This is a genomic window from Candidatus Palauibacter sp. (genome assembly GCF_965208055.1).
Classification (GTDB): Bacteria; Gemmatimonadota; Gemmatimonadetes; order Palauibacterales; family Palauibacteraceae; genus Palauibacter.
Map to the genome: position 1 here is coordinate 2,137,189 of NZ_CBDBNY010000004.1, position 18,221 is coordinate 2,155,409.

The following is an 18,221-nucleotide window of genomic DNA, read 5'->3' on the forward strand; positions in this document are numbered from 1 at the left end:
CGAGCTCGCTCCCTGCGGTCGCTCGGTTCGAACCCACGAGGGCAGGCGTTTTGGATCCCTGCCTCGTGAAACTGCTTCTACGGACGGGGTGGGATTCGAACCCACGAGGCAGGGTTGCTGCCCACACGCTCTCCAGGCGTGCGCCTTAGTCCGCTCGGCCACCCGTCCAAAAAAACGCCTCCGGGTGTGCCGGAGGTTCTGCTGCAGGCGGAGGGGGTGGGATTCCCTTCCAGGCGGAGGGGGTGGGATTGACTCACCTGCTTCGCAGATTCGTCGAGCTCGCGCCCGTTGGTCGCTCGGTTCGAACCCACGAGACTCTTTCGAGTCTCCCACACCTTCCTTCCAGGCGGAGGGGGTGGGATTCGAACCCACGAGACTCTTTCGAGTCAACGCCTTAGCAGGGCGCCGCCTTAAGCCACTCGGCCACCCCTCCGCAGGTGCTGCTGTGCTGATTGGCCCGCCAGGACTCGAACCTGGAATCTTCTGGTCCAGAGCCAGACGTGTTGCCAATTCCACCACGGGCCAACGTCCCAATGAGTTGGGTCGTCGATAATACTTGTGGCGGGTCGCGGCTTCAAGCGCGACACGCGTCTTCGGAGTGGGATGTCGGAGGTCCGGACGACTCCGGCTGGCGCAGGATGAAGCTGGGGAGGCGCTCGTCGGGGCGCTTATTCGTCGGGGCTCGAGCGTTCGCGAAGGTTGGGGAGATTGTCCAGTTCTTCCCTCACCCTTACAAGCGTCGGGTAGCCGTCCCCGGAGCGGGGAGCGTTTTCGTCGGCCGCCGGGACGAGGTACCAGCGATCTGCGCGATCGTCAGGCCGATCCATGTAGTGCCCGCGCTCGAGTCGGTACCCTGCGAGGTTGGCACGGAAGCGGAGCGCCCTCAGCATCACGCCGGGATCGAAGTTGGAGGAAGGCGCCATCGCTACACCGGGCCGGAATCTGTGGACAACATCCGGATGCGCACCTCGCACGACTTCCAGATGAATGGCACGCCGCGGCAACGCGCCGTCGTAATGCGGGCTCCACTTTCGGAATAGTCGGCCGGATGGAGCGTGTGCGTCTTTGTCATTATGGCAGGGAAGCCCGGGACGCCGGTCAGCGCATCGAGTACGAGTAGTCCTCCCACGATCAGCCAGATCTGTTTCTTTTTCACAATCCCAATAACTCCGTGGCGGGGCGACACCGGCAGTGCCGCTCCTAAACTAGGGGTTAAGGCGCGCATGGGCTATGACCGCCCCGGGTGTGCCGCCCCGTACGAGGCGGATCCGCCGTGATCGCCTGCGGGCCGGTCCGTCCTGGAGAGGTACGTGCGGAGGCGTTCCATCTCTTTGGGCGCGAGGAGTGTGATCGGCACGGCCGGAGCCATTCCGGACGTATACCGGGACATCGGGACGAGTCGGTCATGAAAGATGATCGTTGCCGCAGCCACGGCTCGCTGCACGGCCTGCGCGTCGAGGTGCGGATCGAGGGCCTTGAAGTTGATTCCGAGGGCAAAATCCCGCGCGGCGAGTTCCGCGGCGAACACGCGCACGGTCTCGCTTCGGGAGAGAAGCACGACGAATCCGCGACGTATTCGATGGCGGACAAGTTCGCGCTCGCGGGTGCCCCCGGCAAGGGAAATGGGCACGCACTCGACGGTGCCGGATCGGCGCATCCGTGACAGCAACTCTCGCCGCAGGACCACCGGGGAGTTCTCCGGTATCTTGCGGGCGGAGTCGACGGCGTGAACGACGAATCCGCAGGCATCTTCCAGTTCCGCGGCGAGTACGGCCCGCAACCCGGCGCGAGGTTCGCACAGCGTCACGGGGTACGGATCCGGGCTCCGGGCTCCGCCCACGATGCGCTCAAGTTCGTTGAGAAGCCGCCAACGCGAGAAGCCGCCCGCGTGCGCGCGCCTCAGCAGATCCAGGGCAGCCGCCCTCGGCGCCATCTGCACGGCGGGCGACGGCCGGAGGGGACGCGGCCGTATGGATACGCGGGGGCGCTGCCCCTTCCCGAGTTCGATGAGGTTCCTCCGCCGCAGTCGCGCGAGCGCGGCTCCGACCGTCCCCCTGTCGACGCCGAGTCGACGCGCCATGTCTCGGGACGACGGAAGCGGGGCCCCGGGTCGCACGTGTCCATCCCGGATCCCTGCCTCCAGATCGGCCGCGAGTTGCCGGCGGAGCGGGATGTTGTGATCCCGCGAGAGCGGTGCGAGTCCGCATCCACGCGCCATGTGTCCGAGCCTCCGTCCCTGGGGTCCCACTTGTCGGCCGTGTCGACGGGAGTATGGGGACGGGGTCTCAACGGCGGATCAAATCACCGGCTTTCCGCGAAGAGCGGCCAGGAAATCGTCCACGCCACGCGTGTTGAGGACGTGTTCCGGAGTGAGCCACGCGCGGCGCGCCTGCTCGATGCCGTAGTGCGCCAGATCCAGATCGTCCGGCCGGTGCGCGTCGGTCGTGACCACGACGGGTACGCCCAGTTCTCGCGCGCGCCAAAGGTGGCTGTCCTTCAGGTCCAGGCGGTGGGGGTGCGAGTTGACCTCGACGGCAACGCCGAACTCGGCGCAGGCGTGCAGAATATCGTCGATGTCCACATCGATCGGACCGCGCCGGTTGATGATCCGTCCGGTCGGGTGCCCGAAGATCATCGAGCGGGGGTGTGCGAGCGCCTTCAGCACGCGTGCCGTCTGCCGCGCCCGTTCCAGTCCGAAGAAGGAATGAACCGAGATGATCACGACGTCGAGTCGCTCCAGCATCTCGTCTTCGAGGTCCAGCGACCCGTCCCGGAGGATGTCGACTTCCATCCCGCGCAGGATCCGGATCTCGGGGTGCGCGGCCTGTACCTCCGCGATCTCCTCCCACTGGCGCCGGAGCTTGGCGGCATCGAGACCCTCGACCATCGCCAGCGCTTTCGAGTGATCGGTGATCGCCATGTACTCGTAACCGCGCGCCACGCACGCTCCGACCATCTTCTCCAGAGACACGCGGCCATCGGACCAGGTGCTGTGCATGTGGACGTCCCCGCGCAGGTCGGACCGCTCGACCAGATGTGGCAGTTCCCCGGCGTCGGACGCCGGGAACTCTCCCCGGTCGCGTCGTATCTCGGGCGGAAGCCATGAGAGATCGAGTGCTCGGTAGACTTCCTCTTCCGTCGCGCCCGCAACCATCTGTCCCTCGGAGGCGACGCCCCGCTCGCCGAGCGCATCGCCAAGAGACTCTTCGGGGATCGTGAACACGCCGTACTCGGACACGCGGAGCTTTCGCTCGAGGGCGCGGCGTCGCAGGCGGATGTTGTGTTCCTTCGATCCCGTGAAATAGATGAGCGCCGCTCCCCAGCTCTCGGGCGGCACGACCCGCAGGTCGACCTGCAACCCACTGCGAAGACGTACCGAGGTCTTCGTCCCGCCGGCCCCGATCACGCTCTCCACGCCGGAGAACCCGGTGAGGGCGTCGGAAGCGGCGCGCGCGTCGTCGGCGAGGACGAGGATGTCGATGTCTCCCACGGTCTCCTTCCGGCGCCGATAGCTCCCCGCGACTTCCAGGCGGGCGATGCCGGGCGTGGCCCGCAGGTGTTCGATCAACGGCGGCAGAAGTTTGTCGACTTCTCCGAGGCGGAAACGCGTCGTGTTTGTGCGGTAGTTGCGAATGCCGCTCAGGATCCGGTCCTGCGTCTTGACTCCGAAACCGGGCAGCTCGGCCACGCGCCCTTCGCTCGCCACCTCCTCCAGGTCGTCGATCGACTCGACGCCCAGTTCGTCCCACAGCTTGCGCGCCTTCTTGGGCCCGACCCCCGGGAGCCGCATCAACTCGACGAGCCCGGGGGGGATCTCGGCCGCCATCTCCTCGAGCATCGCGAGGCGCCCGCTCTCCACGAGTTCGCGAATGTTGTCCGCCATCCCCTTCCCGATCGACGGCAGCGCGGTGAGGTCGGCGCCCTGCTCGACGAGTTTGCGCAGAGGCGACGCGTGCGCGCCGATCGTGCGGACCGCATTGCGGTAGGCGCGGACGCGGAACGGGTTCGCCTGCTGGATCTCGAGCAGGTCGGCCACCTCGTCCAGGACGCGGACGATCTCGATGTTCTCCATCAGGACCCGTCGGTCTCGGGAGCGTCGCCGGCGGCCCCGGGCGCGGGAGCCGCATCGGATGCCGGAGCCGCGTCGGGTGCGGAGAGGGCCTCGGGTCCGCCGCTCAGGAGCTTGAGGAGACCCGCCTCGTCCAGAATCTCGACGCCAAGCGCCTGCGCGCGCTCGAGCTTGCGGCCCGGGTTCTCGCCCGCGACGACGTAACTCGTCTGCTTGCTCACCGATGACGTGACCTTCGCGCCCAGAGCTTCGAGCTTCTTCCCGGCCTCGGAGCGGCTCATGGACTCGATCCCTCCGGTGAGGACGATGCGGAGCCCGGCCAGGGTGTCGCCGGCGCGCGGCGGGGGCTCGGGATCAATGCAGGAGTGCAGTTGCTTCACGACCTTCCATACCTCGCCGCGGGTCAGGAAGGCGGTGATCTCCTCCGCCACCCTGGGCCCGATCCCGTCCACTTCCTGAAGCGCCTCGCCGTCCACCTGGAGCGTCTCCCCGTCCACATCCTCGAGCGTCTCCCCGGCCGCCGGCCGGCACGCCTCGAGGAACGCCTCGAAGGACAGGAAGTGGGATGCGAGTTCCCGCGCCACCGTCACCCCGACTTCGGGGATGCCGAGGCCGTAGATGAAGCGGGCGAGTTCCGTCGTTCGCGCTTTGTCGATCGCCTCGACGAGGTTCGTGGCGGACTTTTCGGCGAAGCCCTCCAGTTCCATCAGCTTCGCCGCCTTGAGTTCGAACAGGTCGGGGACGCGGCGGATCACGCCCTGCCGGACGAGGAGGTTCGCGGTCTCTTCTCCCAGTCCTTCGATGTCGAGGGCATGCCGCGACCCGAGGTGTTGAATCCGCCCGGCCAGCTGCGCGGGGCAGGCGAACAGGTTGGGGCAGAACGTGTACGGGCCGCGGGGCTCCAGGACGGTCCCGCACGAGGGACACTCGGCGGGCATGACCCAGGGCTTCGCGCGCTCGCGGTCCGGCTCCTCGATCCGCTCCAGGACCTGTGGAATCACATCTCCCGCCCGTTGCACGCGCACCCGGTCTCCCTCTCGAATGTCCTTGCGAGCGACCTCTTCCCGGTTGTGCAGGTTCGCGCGGCTCACCGTCACGCCGCCCAGTTCCACCGGGCGCATGAAGGCGATGGGCGTCACCACGCCGGTCCGCCCCACGCTGGGGAAGATGTGAAGGAGCCGGGTGACCTCCTTCCGCGGCGGGAACTTGAAGGCGAACGCCCAGCGGGGGTGGTGCGAGGTCTCGCCGACTTCGTCGCGCGCGGCGATGTCGTCGAGTTTGATGACGATGCCGTCGATCTCGTACTCGAGGTCGTCGCGGCCCTCCTCGATCTCCGCCTGGAAGGCGAGAATCTCTTCGACGTCGGCCGCGGGCCGGCACCGCTCGTTCACGGGCAGCCCCCACTCGCGCAGCGCCTCGAGCGTTGCGCGCTGGGTGGACGGCGGTCGTCCGTCGATCGCGAGGATGTCGTAGACGTAGATGTCGAGCGGGCGCGCGGCGGTGATGCGCGGGTCGAGCTGCCGCAGCGATCCGGCCGCCGCGTTGCGCGGGTTCGCGAACGGAGGGCGGTCGCTCTCGAGAAGCCGGGCGTTCAAAGCCTCGAAGTCGCCCACCCTCATGATGACCTCGGCCCGCAGCGCCAGGAGCGGCGGCACCTCGCGATCCGCGGCCCGCAGCCGGAGCGGTACCGAGTGGATCGTGCGGATGTTCGCCGTCACGCCTTCGCCGCGCATTCCATCTCCCCGGGTCACGGCCCTCGAGAACCGGCCGGATTCGTAGACGAGTTCGATCGAGGCGCCGTCCAGCTTCGGCTCGACGACGTATCCGACGTCCTCTCCGAGCGCCTTGCGCATCCGTTCGTCGAACCGCTCGAGCGGCTCCACATCGGCGGATGAATCGAGGCTGAGCATCGGCGCGGTATGCTCGATCGTCTCGAACGCGTCGAGCGGCTCCGCCCCCACGCGCTGGGTCGGCGAATCGGGGGTGACGAGTTCCGGGTGCGCCTCCTCGAGGGCCCTCAGTTCGCGGAACAGCTCGTCGAACCGCTCATCCGAGATCTCGGGCTGATCGCGGACGTAGTAGAGATACGAGTGGTGCCGCAGCGTCCTGCGCAGTTCTCGGGCCCGCCGCTCGGGCCCGCCGGGACTCGATTCGCTCATGGCGCGGAAGCTATCCGGGCCGCTGGCGGCGAGACAGAATCGTGGCGGCTGAGGTCAGACGGTGATCCCAAGCAGGACTCCGGCGATCAGGTAGCTGTCATCGGCGGTGGTGAACGCGACGTACGGTCGAACGTAAATACTGCCGACCTCGGCCGTGACGCCGCCGCGGATGACGGCGCTGGCTTCCCTGGCCCCCTCCACGATGTCGTCGTACAGCCGGTCAACCGAGTAGTTCTCGATGCTCACGGTCACCGAAGGGATGATCGCGAGGCCGGAGCCCGGCGCGCCGAAGCGTTGCCCCACGGCCACACCGACCCCGTAGACCATCTCGCTCTCGTTGGGAAGATCGTTGAAGTTTCTCGACAGAACGCCTCCGATGCCCACGGTGGCGACGGGACAAACCGAGAGCACGGGTAGCGGAAGTTCGAGGGCGACGTTCGCCCGCGCATCCTCGAAGTCGAACTCCTGGTCGAACTCGTCCGTGCCGGAGAACTTCAGGTAGTGAGCCGTCGCGGCCACTGGACCCAGGTCGAGCCCGGCGGCTCCTCCGAGGCCTCTGACGTCTTCGGACGACTCCCGCCACACGGCGCCCGAGCCGCTCAGGAATCCGCTCCCGCTGAAGCCGAGGCAGGCCTGCGCCGCAAGCGTGGACGGAGTCGCGATCACCGGCAGGACCAGCCATACGAGTCGGCGGGCCAGCATCATAAAGTTCATCTCGTTCATCCTGCCTCCCATCCTTGTCTCGATTCCGGTAGTCGCCGAAGGCTGTCCTACCCCGGTGGCCGAGTCGGGAGAACCCGGTGTCCGCGCCGTCTCGCCCGGGAGGCTCAGCGCCCTACTACCTGACCTCGAAGGTTATCCATTGGCTGACCCACACGGCCGACCGCTCGCCGTCGTGCGTCGCGGGATCGAAGCGCATCCCCCTCGCGACGGCCAGTGCGGCAGCGTCCAGGGCGTCGTAACCGCTGGACCTCCTCAGCTTACGACGCCCGACGACCCCGGATTCGTTCACGCGAAACCACACCTGGACCCGGCCGCCGATGCCCGCGGACTTCAGGTCTTCGGGATAGAACCGCACGAGGAGCCGCCGGACTTCGTCGACATTGCTGAGGACGGGCATGGTCTCCGTGCGAACTTCCCGAGGCGGGAGACCGGCAAGCTCCAGCAGCACATCGAACGCATCTTCCGCGGCACGCCGCCGGGCGGCCACGGCCTCCACCTTGGCGCGGATCTGCTCAAGCCTCCGCTGTTGGTCGTCGGACGGGCCTGTCAGCGATCCGGTCGTGGAGGGGCCGCCGTCGAACTTGCCCCGCAGGCCGGTCCACCAGTTGCGGATGTCGCTGTTGATCGACCGCCATTCGTCGGCGATCCCCTCGATCTCGGCGACAAGTTCCCGCGCGCGTTGGAGGTCCTCCGCCGCTACATCCTCGGCGCCTTCCAGCGCCTCGAGCGCTTCGGAAGCCCGGCGCTCCACGTCATAGGCGTCGCTGCCCTCCTGATAGGCCACCCTCTGGAGCTCGAAAAGAGCCATGGTGAATTCGTATCGGGCTCTGCGTTCCGCGGCCGTGGCGGGCATCTCCGGATCGGGCCGTACTTCGAGCGGCTGTTCGCGCGTCTCCGCGCCGGCGGTCAGGCGCACCGTGAACATCCCGGGCAGCACGAATGGGCCCTCCGGGCCGGCATCCAGACTGGGCACTTCGTACCGCGTGGTGTCCTGGGAGAGCGGATCGTGCCGCAAATCCCAGGTGATCCGGTTGAGCCCGGCGGCACCGGAACCCTCGAGCCTGCGAATGTCCTGTCCGACATGGTCCAGAACGTCGATCGTGACCATGCCCTGCGTCTCCATCGGAAGCCGGTAGTCGATGTTGGCGCCGAAGGCGGGGTTTTCCGCGCGAAACGACCCCTGGCCCATCGAGGGTACGTCGTTTCGATACAGGAAGAGCGTCGCCGGGCGCGGAGCGAAGAGCTGCGGGCCACCGTTCGCCTCGGCCTCGGCCGACCCCTGCGAGAGCGGCGAGATGTCGTCGAGAATCCAGATCGCGCGCCCGTGAGTGCCGAGCACGACGTCGTTATCGCGCGGGTGGATCTCGATGTCGTCGACGGGCACCGCGGGCAGCCCCGCGCCGAGCGCAGCCCAGGTCGTCCCTCGGTCAAGCGAGGCAAAGGCGCCGTTCTCCGCGCCGACGAGCAGCAGGTCCGGATTGTCCGGGTGTTCGCGGATGACGTTCACGCTCGCCATGCCGCCCCCTGTCGGCCGGCCCGTGGCCGTCAGCGCCGCCGCCCCGCTCAGGCCCTCCGCAAGCGACCGCCATGTGTCGCCGTAGTCATCTGTCACCACGGCGAGCGGCCGGTAGTCGTCGTCCCAGTGGCCGTCCAGGCTCACGTAAGCCCGGCCCGCCGCCGCGTGCGAAGTCTCGACCCAGCTCACGTAGTACGGGAACGGAAGCCCCGCCGCCGCGGCCACCCGGTCGGTCAGATCTTCCCAGGTCCCCCCGCCGTCCCGGCTCACTCGGACTGATCCGTCGTCCGCGCCGATCCAAAGCACGCCCTGCTCGACCGGCGACTCCGCCACGGCCGTGATCTCGCCGTATCCCGATGCGCCGTCGTGCTTCGACAGCGTGGTCGAATCCGGGCGCATGCCCATCAACTCGAGACTGTCCTGATGGATCTGCCGCGTGAGGTCGTCGGTCGCGAGCCAGCTCTCCCCGCGGTCGAGCGAAAGGAAGAGGCGGTTGCCCCCCAGGTACACTCGCGCCGCGTCGTGCGGAGACACGAGAATCGGCGACTTCCAGTCGAAGCGATATGAGACCGTCGTGTCCGGCGGGAAGGGTTTGAGCGCCTTGCGGTCCCCCGTGGCCAAGTTCACGCGCACGATCCCGGCGTTCTGCGACGTCACGTAGACGGTGCCGAGGTCCGACCAGTCGGTCTCCGCGTACATCCCGTCGCCGTAGTCAAGCACCTGCCAGTCGCGGTTCATGATCCCCTGATACCGCCGCGTACGGCTGGGACCCCGGTACGAGTTGTTGTCCTGCAGTCCCCCGTAGACGTGGTACGGATCCGCCAAGTCCAGATCGATGTCGTAGAACTGGGCGATGGGGATATTCCCGATGAACGTCCAGTGGTCGCCGCCATCCCACGTGGAATAGAGCCCGCCGTCGTTTCCGAGAATCATGTGGCGCGAATCCCGGGGATCGATCCACAGGTCGTGATGGTCCACATGCACGCCGGTGTTGTACTCGATCTCCATCGGCAGCGCCTCGAAGTTCTCGCCGCCGTCCTCCGATCGGTGCAGGCTCCCCGCCACGAGCCAGACGCGATCCTCATCGTTCGGATCGATGCGAAGCTGGCTGTAGTACATCGGACGCTGGTTGAGTTCGTTGACGCGGGCCCAGGTCTCGCCGCGGTCGCGCGAGAGGAAGATCCCGCCCTCTTCGGCTTCCACCACGGCCATGACCAGAGCCGGATCCCGCCCGGAGACGGCGAGCCCGATCCGCCCCTTGTTCCCGTCCGGCAGGCCCTCAGTCACCTCGCGCCACGAGTCGCCGCCGTCGGTCGACTTGTAGATGCCGCTCCCGGGCCCGCCGCCCGCGAACCCCCATGCGCGCCGCCGCCGCTGGTACGCGGCCGCGTAGACCATCGACGGGTCGCCCGGGTTGAGCGCGAGATCGACGAAGCCGGTGTCGTCGTCGATGTGGAGAACCTTCTCCCACGTCGCGCCGCGGTCGGTGGTCCGGTACACGCCGCGCTCGGGATTGGGGCCGAAGAGATGCCCCAACGCCGCCACCCACACGATGTCCGGGTCCTCGGGGTGCACGACGATGCGACCGATGTGGCGGGTCTCCTCCAGCCCGGTGAGGCGCCACGCCTTGCCGCCGTCGGAGGAGTGGTACACGCCCTCGCCCCACGGGGAACTGTTGCGGTTGTTCGGCTCGCCAGTCCCCACCCACACCTCCAGCGGGTCCGAGGGGGCGAGCGCGATGTCCCCGACGGAGAGGTTGGCCGCGTCATCGAAGATCGGCGTCCAAGTCGTCCCGTGGTTGACGCTCTTCCAGACGCCGCCGGAGGCCGCCCCCACGTAGATGTGCGACTGGGTGCCCGGCACGACCTCGAGATCGGCGATGCGGCCGCCCGAAATCGCCGGCCCGATCAGGCGCCAGGTCAGCCCGGCCGCGATTCGCTCGACAGCTCGGGCTTCGCCGGCGGGCGAGCCGGTGGCCTGGGCTTCCACGCGGGGAGGCGGCACCGCGAGGGCCACGTTCAGCGCCGCCATCGACACCAGCGCGCGGACGGAGATCCGGCACAGACCAGCCGGAGCACGATCGGGGCGCGAGATCATGGTCAGCTCACCTTCTTCTTCTTGAGGCCGTCCTTCTGCTCCAGGTAGGGGACGCCGGTGGTGATCCAGTCCGGCGCCGGTTCCCCCTTCAGATAGTGGGCGAACCACTGGAGGATGCGGCTCTGGTAGTCGCGCTGGTTCGGCTCCCTCGCGAGCCCGTGATTCTCCCCTTCGTAGACGAGCATCACCATGTGCTTCCCGGCGCGCCGGGCCGCGTTGTAGAACTCGACGCCCTGGTTGAACTCGACGGCGCCGTCCTCCGTCCCGAACTCGATGAGGAGGGGCGTGTCGAGATTCTGAATGTGATGGAGCGGAGAGTTGTTGAAGTAGGAATCCCAGTCCTCCCACCACGGCACCTGCATGCGGCCCTGGCTGATCTCGAAGATCCGGGCGTCCGTCCCCCCGCTGTTCCAGTAGAAGGAGAGATACATGCTCATCAGGTTCGTCAGCGGCGCGCCGGCCACCGCGGCCGCGAAGAGATCGTCCTGCGTGACGAAGAACGTCGTCTGATAGCCGCCCCAGGAGTGGCCGATGAGTCCGATGCGCCCGGGATCGATCATCCCGGTCTCGACCGCCGCCGCCACGGCCGGGCGCAGCGTCTCGACGTTCGACTGCCCCGGACGCCGGTCGCGGTAGACGATATCCGGCTGGAAGACGAAGTACCCCTCCTGGCTCCAGATCTGGATGTTGTAGTAGCGCGTGGGATCCGGCACGACGTACCGGTGAAGACCCTGCGAGAGCAGTTCGTAGTGATACACGATCATGGGATACGTCCGATCCGGATCATGGTCGGCCGGATAGACGAGCGCGCCCTGGAGCGGGCGTCCCCACTCGTTCTCGTAGTCGATGAGTTGCGTGCGGCCCCAGGCGTAGTCCTCCTGGAAGGGATTCGTGCGGGTGACCTGCCGCGCTTCTTCGAGATCCGGCCCCGCGACGAAGTAGTCGGGCGAGTCGTCGAACCGCTCGCGGCGGAAGGCGTACACGTCTGCATCCTCCGCCTTGAGAAGGCCGCCCGCGAAGCTGGCGTCCGCCCGGATCAGCGGCTCCGGCGTCGCTCCCCGGTGGCCGCGGGAGAACCCGGCCTGCTTGGTCCACTCGCCGTAGGTCGAGTAGTAGAGCGGTTCATCCGGAGCGAAGGCGTCGGCGTCCCGGGCGACCCGCACCACCCGGTAGCGGATCCCGTCTTCCGCTCCGGGCGTGAGCCGCCTGCCGCCCGACCCGTCCGGGTTCACCTCCCACACGTCGAAGCGGTCGTTCACGAGCAGCGCCGCGTCATCTTCCAGCCAGCCGGCAATGCCGAAGGGAGCCATCTGCTCGCGGGTCGGCGTCCGGTCGAGGTCCACGAACGTCCCGTCGAGTCCTTCGGTCGCGTTCCGGGTCTCGCCGGTCGCGAGGTCGTGCGTCCAGTAGTCCGCGCCCTCGAACCAGACCGCATAGCGTCCGCCGGGGCTCGAGCCCATGTCGATCGTCACCCGCTCCCGGACGAGTTCCCGGCGCCCGGTGCGCGCGTCGACGGCGTAGAGGTCGTGGAACTGCTGGCGGAACATCGCGTCGACGTCGTAGGGCGTCTCGTCGCGGGCCAGCACGTGGCGCCCGCCGTCGGCGATCTCGGCCTGGTCCGCGTGATCGCCCCCCAGGAGGAGGAATCCGCCGTCGGCCAGATCCCAGGCGCCGAGATCGTGCTCCTGCCGCAGCCGCGTCTCGCGCACGCGCTGCTGGGGGATCGGATCGACATCGAGCGAATGCCAGACCTCGACGCCGGGGCTCTCCTCGTCTTCCTCGCGACCGGCGCCGTTCTCGTCGTCGCCCTCCTCGTCGGCGTCCCCTTCGGCGTCCTCATCTGCGGTCGCCGTCTCGGCCGGAACTCGCTCCTGGAGGCCGAGGAAGATCGTGGCGCCGTCGTCGGACCAGGAAGGGGCGCGGTGCTCGACGATCCGGATGCCCCCGGGGAGTTCCGAGGGTTCTCGCGGGTCGAGCGCGAACGCCCGGGGACTGTCGGAATCCAGATCGCGCCACGCCAGAGCCACATGGGCGGTGTCCTCGTGCGTTTCGTCCTCGAACGTCTTGAGGACGGCGAGGTCCGGAGCGTCCTCGCGCCACGACAGTTCCCGGTACGTCGCCTCGTCCGCGTCGAGCGAGCGGATGCGGCCGGATGCCGGGTCGTAGAGCCGGACACCGTTGCCGACCCGATCCTCGGCGTCGACGGTCATGGCCAGCAGGCTCCCCTCCTCCTGCCAGGCGAATTCCGAAACGTTGCCGAAGCTCATCGACTCGCCCCGGGTCAGATTCCGAACCAGGACATCGGCGCCGTCGCTCTCGCTCTCCTCGGGGCCGTAGCGGCGGAGCGCCAGGTACCGCCCATCATCGGAGAAGGAGAAAGATTGCATCGCTTCGATCTCCTCCCGTTCTCCCGTCCCCAGGTTGAGGAGGCCGACGCCGTTGCGCACGGGGTCCCCCCTCTCGCCGAGCCGTTCCCGCTCGTCCGGGGAGACGCCGATCGTGTACGCGAGCCAGTTTCCGTCCGCGCTGAACTCGGGGCGCGAGCCTTCCGCGACGATGACGACGGAATCTGAGTCCGTGCGGTGGATGCGAAGCTCCGAGGTCTCGTCCACCCGACGGACCGCAACGGCGAGCCAGAGCCCGTCCGGCGCGAGCGACGCCGGGCCCAGGCTCTCCCAGCGGTCGTAGTCGTCCGCGCCGAGCGTGGGTTTGTCCTGCGCGGCCGCACCCTCCGGATACAGGCCGGAGGCGGCGACGAGCGCGACGGCGAGGATGGTCCTGATTCCTCGGAGGATGTTCCTCATCTCTCTATCTCCTGGCTTGCGGGCGCCGCTCCACGGAGCGTCCGGCGGGCGGCGAGGGATCCGCGACCCCGCAACATGCACCGGAAACGGCTGTTCCGGGCAAGGGTAGGCAGTCAGTCGGCGTCTGAGGCGCGGCGCGAGGGCCGGTTTGCCGCGGGTCTTGGCACGAGGTAGGGTAGAATCGCGGGGACAGTTTCTACCATCTGTGTTGAGAGGTGGATGATGAGCCTCAACATCAAGAACGAGGAGACGTGCCGGCTGGCGGACGAACTGGCACGGCTGACCGGAGACACGAAAACGGGAGCCATCACCATCGCCCTGAAGGAACGCCTGGAACGCGAGAAGAGACTGCGCGACGCGGATGCGCTCATGCGGGACCTGCGCGCCATCGGCGAGCGGTGCGCCGCAAGGCTCAAGCCCGGCCCCTCCGCGATCGAGCACGGGGATTTCCTCTATGACGAGCACGGCCTCCCGAAGTGATCGTCGACACCTCCGCCATCCTGGCGATCCTGTTTCGTGAAGAGGACGCACGCCGGTTCGAGCGGGCGCTCGCGAGCGCCTCCGCTCCTCAGATCTCGGCCGCGACGTTGGTGGAAGCGGCGATGGTGGCCGAGGCCAGGGGCGGACTCGGTGCCGGACAAGACCTCGATGACCTTCTCGAGAGAGTGCCGATCCAGGTGATTCCAGTCACGCGGCAGCACGCCGAGGCGGCTCGGAACGCGTGGCGGTGCTACGGAAAGGGGAACCATCCCGCCGCGCTGAACCTGGGAGACTGCTTCGTCTATGCCCTGGCGCGCACCGCCGGCGAGCCGCTGCTCTTCAAGGGCAAGGACTTCGCGCTCACAGATATCGAGGTCGCCTGAAGATTCACCCGGTGCCAGGCAGGGACTTGACCCATCGATATGGCTAGAATAATAATCTAGCCATACACGTTGGACATGGAGGATCCGATGACCGAGTGGCCGCTCTACGATGCAAAGAACCGCTTCAGCGCAGTCGTTGACGCTGCCGTGGCCGGCGAGCCGCAGCGTGTTACTCGCCGTGGTAAGCCGGCCGTGGTCGTGATCGCGGCGGGGGAGTACGAACGCCTGCGGCGGTTGGAAAAGGCGAAGGCACCCAGCTTTGCGGAGTTGTTGCTCTCGATGCCCGATCGGGGCGAGGAACTGGAACGGCTCAAGGTGGTCCCGCGACCCGTGGAATTCTGATGTTCCTGCTCGATACGGACGTGCTGTCGGCCCATCGCAGACCGGATCGAGCGCAGCCCGTCGCGAACTGGCTCGCCCGCCAGAGGACGGTAGATCTCCACTTGAGTGTCATATCCGTTGGGGAAATCGAACGAGGGATAGCTCGGCAGCGGGATCGAGACCCGTCATTCGCCGCGGCTCTCGCCGCCTGGCTGGACCGCGTACTCCTGTTGTACGGGGAACGTCTCCTCGGCGTCGACGCGGCGACGGCTCGACGCTGGGGTCAGCTCTCGGCTGCAATCGGCCATGGAGGCGCGGACCTGTTGATCGCGGCCACCGCTCTGGAGCACGGCCTGACCGTGGTGACGCGCAACGTTCGCCACTTCGAGCCGACGGGCGTGCGGGTGCTGAATCCCGCCACGCACGGCTGAGTCCATCCCGCGTTGGCTCAGCGCGGGACGCCGGCCAGTTCGGCCGCGCGGGTCCATACGGCGTCGAACATGGGCTCGGTGAGCGTGCCCGTGAAGGTGTTCTGCTGGCTCGGGTGATAGGAGCCGATCAGCAGACGGCGCCCGATCTCGACCTCCACGCCATGGCCGAATTTGGGCGCCGGCCGCGGGACCGCCTCCCCGCGTTCACGGAAGATCCTCAGTAGCGCCGAGAAGGAGAACCCGCCCAGCGCGACGATGACGGGAGCGTCGGCGAAGAAGTCCAGTTCGCGCTCGAGGTAGCCCCGGCACCGTTCGCGCTCCCCGGCGGTCGGTTTGTTGGCGGGCGGGGCGCAGCGCACGGCGGCGGTCACCCAAGCTCCGCGGAGCACCAGCCCGTCGTCGCGGGCGGTCGAGTCGGGCTGCGAGGCGAACCCGGCGCGGTGAAGGGCGCGGTAGAGCCAGTCGCCCGACCGGTCGCCGGTGAACATGCGCCCAGTCCGGTTGGCGCCGTGCGCGGCCGGGGCGAGCCCGACGATGAGGAGGCGCGCGGCCGGATCGCCGAACCCCGGAACCGGACGCCCCCAGTACGTGTCGTCGCGGAAGGCGGCCCGGCGTTCCCGCGCCACCCGCTCGCGCCATTCGACGAGCCGCGGACACTTCCGGCAGGCCGTAACCTCCCGCTCGATCGCGGCGAGAGCCGGGTCCGTCAAGCGCCGCCTGGCCGCGGAAGGCCGTACTTCAGCCGGTAGAGCACGGCCTCGAGCCGCTGTGACGAGCGGACCGGGGCCGGGAAGCTGGCCCGGTGCAGCGTGGGCACCTTCACCGAGCGGACCCCGGCCAGGTTCGCCGACGCGATGTCCGTGAAGTACTGGTCCCCCACCATCAGCGCCGCCTGCGGACGATCCGCGAGGTCCAGTTCGTCGAGCGCCGCCCGTACGAGCCGGCCGCTCGGCTTGCGGATCGGCCGCAAGTCTCCGGGAGCCTCAACACCATCGGACGAAGCCGCGGCCGCGCCCGGGCAGCGCCACGACTCCGCCGGCCCGCGCCGCACCCGAAACGCCGCACCCGCCCCGGTCTCGTATCCGAGGATCACCGGGATCGCGGGGAAAATCTCCCCCAACTCGGCGAAACGTGCCTCCTGGCAGTTGGAGACGATGGCGTGCCGCAGCCCCGGCGCGCGGAGCAGATCCTCGAACGCGTCCGCGAGCGCCGGATCCACCCGCCGCGCGTGGTGCGCCATCAGCGTCCCATCCACGTCCCACAGGACGGCCTCGACGCCCAGGTCGCGCAGGCGCCCGGCGCTCAAGTCGTTCACCGAGTCGAGATGGAGCGTCGGCCGGATCTCGCGCGAGAGTCTTGCAAATCGCGGAAGGAGCCGCCGCGCCGTCTGCATCCAGGTTGCGCTCATCAGGTCGCCCTCAGGCGGCGTCCGGTGCCACCGGCCGCGTCAGTTCGCCGCCAGGATGGGATCCTTCTCCCCCGTCATCTCCCAGCGGGTGAGGACGATGGGGATGACCCCGACATCGTAGAAGGCATCGAAGAATCGCTTCACGCTGAATTCCTCGCCTTCCTGGATGGCGAACTCCGCGAGCAGTTCCTCGATCTGGACCTTGCCGGTCACGTAGCTCGTCCCGTACCCCGGCTGCCGCAGGTAGAGGCTCTGCTCGCCGCGCACGAGGTCGCCGTCAGGCAGCCAGCCCTTCGGCGTCCATTTCATGGCGTGGGCCACCGCCTCCTCCATGTCGAACACGCCTCCGTGCAGGTAGAGGCCGCTCAGCGCCCGCGCGGCCCGCTGCGCCAGCATGATCCAGGTGAGTTCGCGCGACCGCGGGGATTCTTCGAGCAGCCCCAGGTGCATGAACATCTCCTCCACACCCGTGGCGAGTCCTTCCGAACGCGAGTCGAAGATGTTGTAGAGGGACGGCGTGGCCCGGATCGGGCTGGCGTGCGGATCCACGCGCATGCGCGCGAGTTCGATCCAGTGGTGCATGTGCGGCCGGAAGGAGTCCGGGTCGCGGTAGTTCACTTCGGAGAAGAAGTTCCGGATCTCGCCCGGATCGGCTGGCGTGAAGCTCCCGTTCACGGCGCGGAGGGCCGGGTCCATCCACTCCGCCGTCGTCTGTACCTCCTCCTCGTCCAGAAAGCGCATGTAGCGGTCTACGGACTCGTTCAGCCTTCGGTCGTATTCCTCCGCCGAGGCGATGCGCTCGAGTTCCGGCAGGTTTCGGTTGCGGTTCTCCTCCAGCCGCATCGAGGCGTGGGCGCGGGCGAGTTCGCGCCGCATGATCGTGACCTGTTCCTCCCACGAATACGGGACGAGGTGCACGTTCTGCATGTACCAGGTGTAGTTCTCCCGTCCGACCCCCGACGGCCCGGTGCGGGAGGGCGCCTCATCCTCGAGCCAGGCGATGAACGCCTCCGAAGCGGTGCGCGCGTCGGCGATGGACTGGTCGAGCGCGGCGCTGGTCCCGGCCACCCGCACCGCAAGGTCGTCGAGATCCCGCACCTGGCCCCGAAAGGCCCGGAGGCCGCCCAGCCACAGGTCACGGGCGTTCGAGTCCGCGAGGTTGTCGCGCGCCTGTTGCAGGAGCGCCGGGACCGCGCCGATGCGCCCGGCGAGTTCTGCGGCATCCGCCTCCGATAGCGGATAGCCGTACGTCCAGAGGTCGATCCAGCCATGGATGACCGGGCCCTCGTGGGCCGGCACGTCGCTCTCCGCGGCGAAGATCGTGACGTAGAAGGCGGGGTCCCGCGCCCAGGGGCGGCGCACGCGGTGATCGAAGTCGAGTCCGTTCATCTCCGCGCGGACCAGGTGCCAGTCGATCTGTTCCGCCGCGGACCAGTCGGCAGGGGCGACATTGCCCAGCCGCACCTGCCACTGCGGAAGCTCGCGCTGCTGGCGCGCCATTGCCGCCGCCGAGTAGTCGGGCACGCCCTCCACGAACTCCGGGCGCTCGAATCCCCGCCATTCGTCGAACAATGCGACGAGGTCGGCGTGCGAGCCCGGACCCGCCGTTTCGGCCGGGTCGACCGGGCCCACCGGATCCGGCGCCACTTGCACGAGTAGGAAAGCGATGGCGAGAACCGCGATTCCCGTAAGGATGAACGATGGACGGAGTCGGCTGCGAGCCATGGTGCCTCCTGGACGGTTTAACCCGCGGATCTCGTGACGCATTATGATACCTGGTGTCGCGTCCCGGAAATCCGCGGGCTACCGAGAGCGCCGTTGGGCCGGGTC

The 18,221-nt window shown here is 68.1% G+C and carries 14 protein-coding genes and 3 tRNA genes; 4 read left to right on the forward strand and 13 right to left on the reverse strand.

The annotated features are described in order from the left end of the window. Window positions 1–80: 80 nt before the first annotated feature. The 10 genes from ACOGXI_RS09415 to ACOGXI_RS09460 form a co-directional block, all read right to left on the reverse strand. A tRNA-Ser gene (locus ACOGXI_RS09415) sits at window positions 81–168 on the reverse strand. 179 nt (window positions 169–347) lie between these two features. After that, window positions 348–433: transfer RNA gene (locus ACOGXI_RS09420), tRNA-Ser, on the reverse strand. Between the two features lie 19 nt (window positions 434–452). Further along, window positions 453–525, reverse strand: a tRNA-Gln gene (locus ACOGXI_RS09425). Window positions 526–668: 143 nt separating this feature from the next. Continuing rightward, entirely contained in the window at window positions 669–923 is a 255-nt protein-coding gene (locus ACOGXI_RS09430; protein WP_419938603.1) for a hypothetical protein, read from the reverse strand. Window positions 924–1,228: 305 nt separating this feature from the next. After that, a complete protein-coding gene (locus ACOGXI_RS09435) occupies window positions 1,229–2,218 on the reverse strand; it encodes a GntR family transcriptional regulator (protein WP_419938604.1) in 990 nt (329 codons plus the stop codon). Window positions 2,219–2,296: 78 nt separating this feature from the next. Further along, window positions 2,297–4,072 carry a DNA polymerase/3'-5' exonuclease PolX gene (gene polX, locus ACOGXI_RS09440; protein WP_419938605.1) on the reverse strand — a complete coding sequence of 592 codons (1,776 nt, stop codon included), beginning with the start codon at window positions 4,070–4,072 and terminating at the stop codon, window positions 2,297–2,299. Further along, window positions 4,072–6,228: an NAD-dependent DNA ligase LigA gene (gene ligA / locus ACOGXI_RS09445; RefSeq protein ID WP_419938606.1), complete on the reverse strand. Its 2,157-nt coding sequence runs from the start codon at window positions 6,226–6,228 to the stop codon at window positions 4,072–4,074. Before ligA ends, polX begins: the two co-directional genes overlap by 1 nt. Before the next feature lie 54 nt (window positions 6,229–6,282). Next, window positions 6,283–6,942, reverse strand: a complete 660-nt coding sequence (locus ACOGXI_RS09450; RefSeq protein WP_419938607.1) for a hypothetical protein — start codon at window positions 6,940–6,942, stop codon at window positions 6,283–6,285. Window positions 6,943–7,066: 124 nt separating this feature from the next. Next, on the reverse strand, window positions 7,067–10,564 hold the full coding sequence (locus tag ACOGXI_RS09455) for a TonB family protein (protein ID WP_419938608.1): 3,498 nt from the start codon (window positions 10,562–10,564) through the stop codon (window positions 7,067–7,069). Between the two features lie 2 nt (window positions 10,565–10,566). Further along, window positions 10,567–13,368, reverse strand: coding sequence for a prolyl oligopeptidase family serine peptidase (locus ACOGXI_RS09460; RefSeq protein ID WP_419938609.1), 2,802 nt, complete (start codon window positions 13,366–13,368; stop codon window positions 10,567–10,569). 222 nt (window positions 13,369–13,590) lie between these two features. On the opposite strand from ACOGXI_RS09460, the gene ACOGXI_RS09465 reads away from it, so the two are divergent. From ACOGXI_RS09465 to ACOGXI_RS09480, 4 genes are all read left to right on the forward strand, one after another. Then, window positions 13,591–13,848 (forward strand): type II toxin-antitoxin system VapB family antitoxin, encoded by a 258-nt coding sequence (locus ACOGXI_RS09465; protein ID WP_419938610.1) that lies wholly within the window; start codon window positions 13,591–13,593, stop codon window positions 13,846–13,848. Next, the gene (locus ACOGXI_RS09470; protein WP_419938611.1) at window positions 13,845–14,231 is read left to right on the forward strand and encodes a type II toxin-antitoxin system VapC family toxin; all 387 of its coding nucleotides are present in this window, start codon (window positions 13,845–13,847) and stop codon (window positions 14,229–14,231) included. The genes ACOGXI_RS09465 and ACOGXI_RS09470 overlap by 4 nt, the downstream gene beginning before the upstream one ends. A gap of 87 nt (window positions 14,232–14,318) precedes the next feature. Beyond that, the gene (locus ACOGXI_RS09475) at window positions 14,319–14,573 is read left to right on the forward strand and encodes a type II toxin-antitoxin system Phd/YefM family antitoxin (protein WP_419938612.1); all 255 of its coding nucleotides are present in this window, start codon (window positions 14,319–14,321) and stop codon (window positions 14,571–14,573) included. Beyond that, a complete protein-coding gene (locus ACOGXI_RS09480; protein ID WP_419938613.1) occupies window positions 14,573–14,983 on the forward strand; it encodes a type II toxin-antitoxin system VapC family toxin in 411 nt (136 codons plus the stop codon). Before ACOGXI_RS09475 ends, ACOGXI_RS09480 begins: the two co-directional genes overlap by 1 nt. A gap of 17 nt (window positions 14,984–15,000) precedes the next feature. Here ACOGXI_RS09480 and ACOGXI_RS09485 read toward each other — a convergent pair whose 3' ends face one another. Genes ACOGXI_RS09485 through ACOGXI_RS09495 form a run of 3 tightly spaced genes read right to left on the reverse strand, consistent with a single transcriptional unit; the run spans window position 15,001 to window position 18,116 of the window. Continuing rightward, on the reverse strand, window positions 15,001–15,693 hold the full coding sequence (locus ACOGXI_RS09485; RefSeq protein WP_419938614.1) for a uracil-DNA glycosylase: 693 nt from the start codon (window positions 15,691–15,693) through the stop codon (window positions 15,001–15,003). Then, window positions 15,690–16,391, reverse strand: a complete 702-nt coding sequence (locus ACOGXI_RS09490) for an HAD hydrolase-like protein (RefSeq protein WP_419938615.1) — start codon at window positions 16,389–16,391, stop codon at window positions 15,690–15,692. The genes ACOGXI_RS09485 and ACOGXI_RS09490 overlap by 4 nt, the downstream gene beginning before the upstream one ends. Window positions 16,392–16,430: 39 nt before the next feature. Further along, complete coding sequence (locus ACOGXI_RS09495) at window positions 16,431–18,116, reverse strand: DUF885 family protein (protein ID WP_419938616.1); 1,686 nt, start codon at window positions 18,114–18,116, stop codon at window positions 16,431–16,433. Between the last annotated feature and the right edge of the window lie 105 nt (window positions 18,117–18,221).

Bases quoted from the DNA above. Each gene is read 5' to 3' on its own strand.
- ACOGXI_RS09430 (WP_419938603.1), bottom strand. From the start codon at position 923: ATGGCGCCTTCCTCCAACTTCGATCCCGGCGTGATGCTGAGGGCGCTC.
- ACOGXI_RS09435 (WP_419938604.1), bottom strand. From the start codon at position 2,218: ATGGCGCGTGGATGCGGACTCGCACCGCTCTCGCGGGATCACAACATC.
- polX (WP_419938605.1), bottom strand. From the start codon at position 4,072: ATGGAGAACATCGAGATCGTCCGCGTCCTGGACGAGGTGGCCGACCTG.
- ligA (WP_419938606.1), bottom strand. From the start codon at position 6,228: ATGAGCGAATCGAGTCCCGGCGGGCCCGAGCGGCGGGCCCGAGAACTG.
- ACOGXI_RS09450 (WP_419938607.1), bottom strand. From the start codon at position 6,942: ATGAACTTTATGATGCTGGCCCGCCGACTCGTATGGCTGGTCCTGCCG.
- ACOGXI_RS09455 (WP_419938608.1), bottom strand. From the start codon at position 10,564: ATGATCTCGCGCCCCGATCGTGCTCCGGCTGGTCTGTGCCGGATCTCC.
- ACOGXI_RS09460 (WP_419938609.1), bottom strand. From the start codon at position 13,368: ATGAGGAACATCCTCCGAGGAATCAGGACCATCCTCGCCGTCGCGCTC.
- ACOGXI_RS09465 (WP_419938610.1), top strand. From the start codon at position 13,591: ATGAGCCTCAACATCAAGAACGAGGAGACGTGCCGGCTGGCGGACGAA.
- ACOGXI_RS09475 (WP_419938612.1), top strand. From the start codon at position 14,319: ATGACCGAGTGGCCGCTCTACGATGCAAAGAACCGCTTCAGCGCAGTC.
- ACOGXI_RS09480 (WP_419938613.1), top strand. From the start codon at position 14,573: ATGTTCCTGCTCGATACGGACGTGCTGTCGGCCCATCGCAGACCGGAT.
- ACOGXI_RS09490 (WP_419938615.1), bottom strand. From the start codon at position 16,391: ATGAGCGCAACCTGGATGCAGACGGCGCGGCGGCTCCTTCCGCGATTT.
- ACOGXI_RS09495 (WP_419938616.1), bottom strand. From the start codon at position 18,116: ATGGCTCGCAGCCGACTCCGTCCATCGTTCATCCTTACGGGAATCGCG.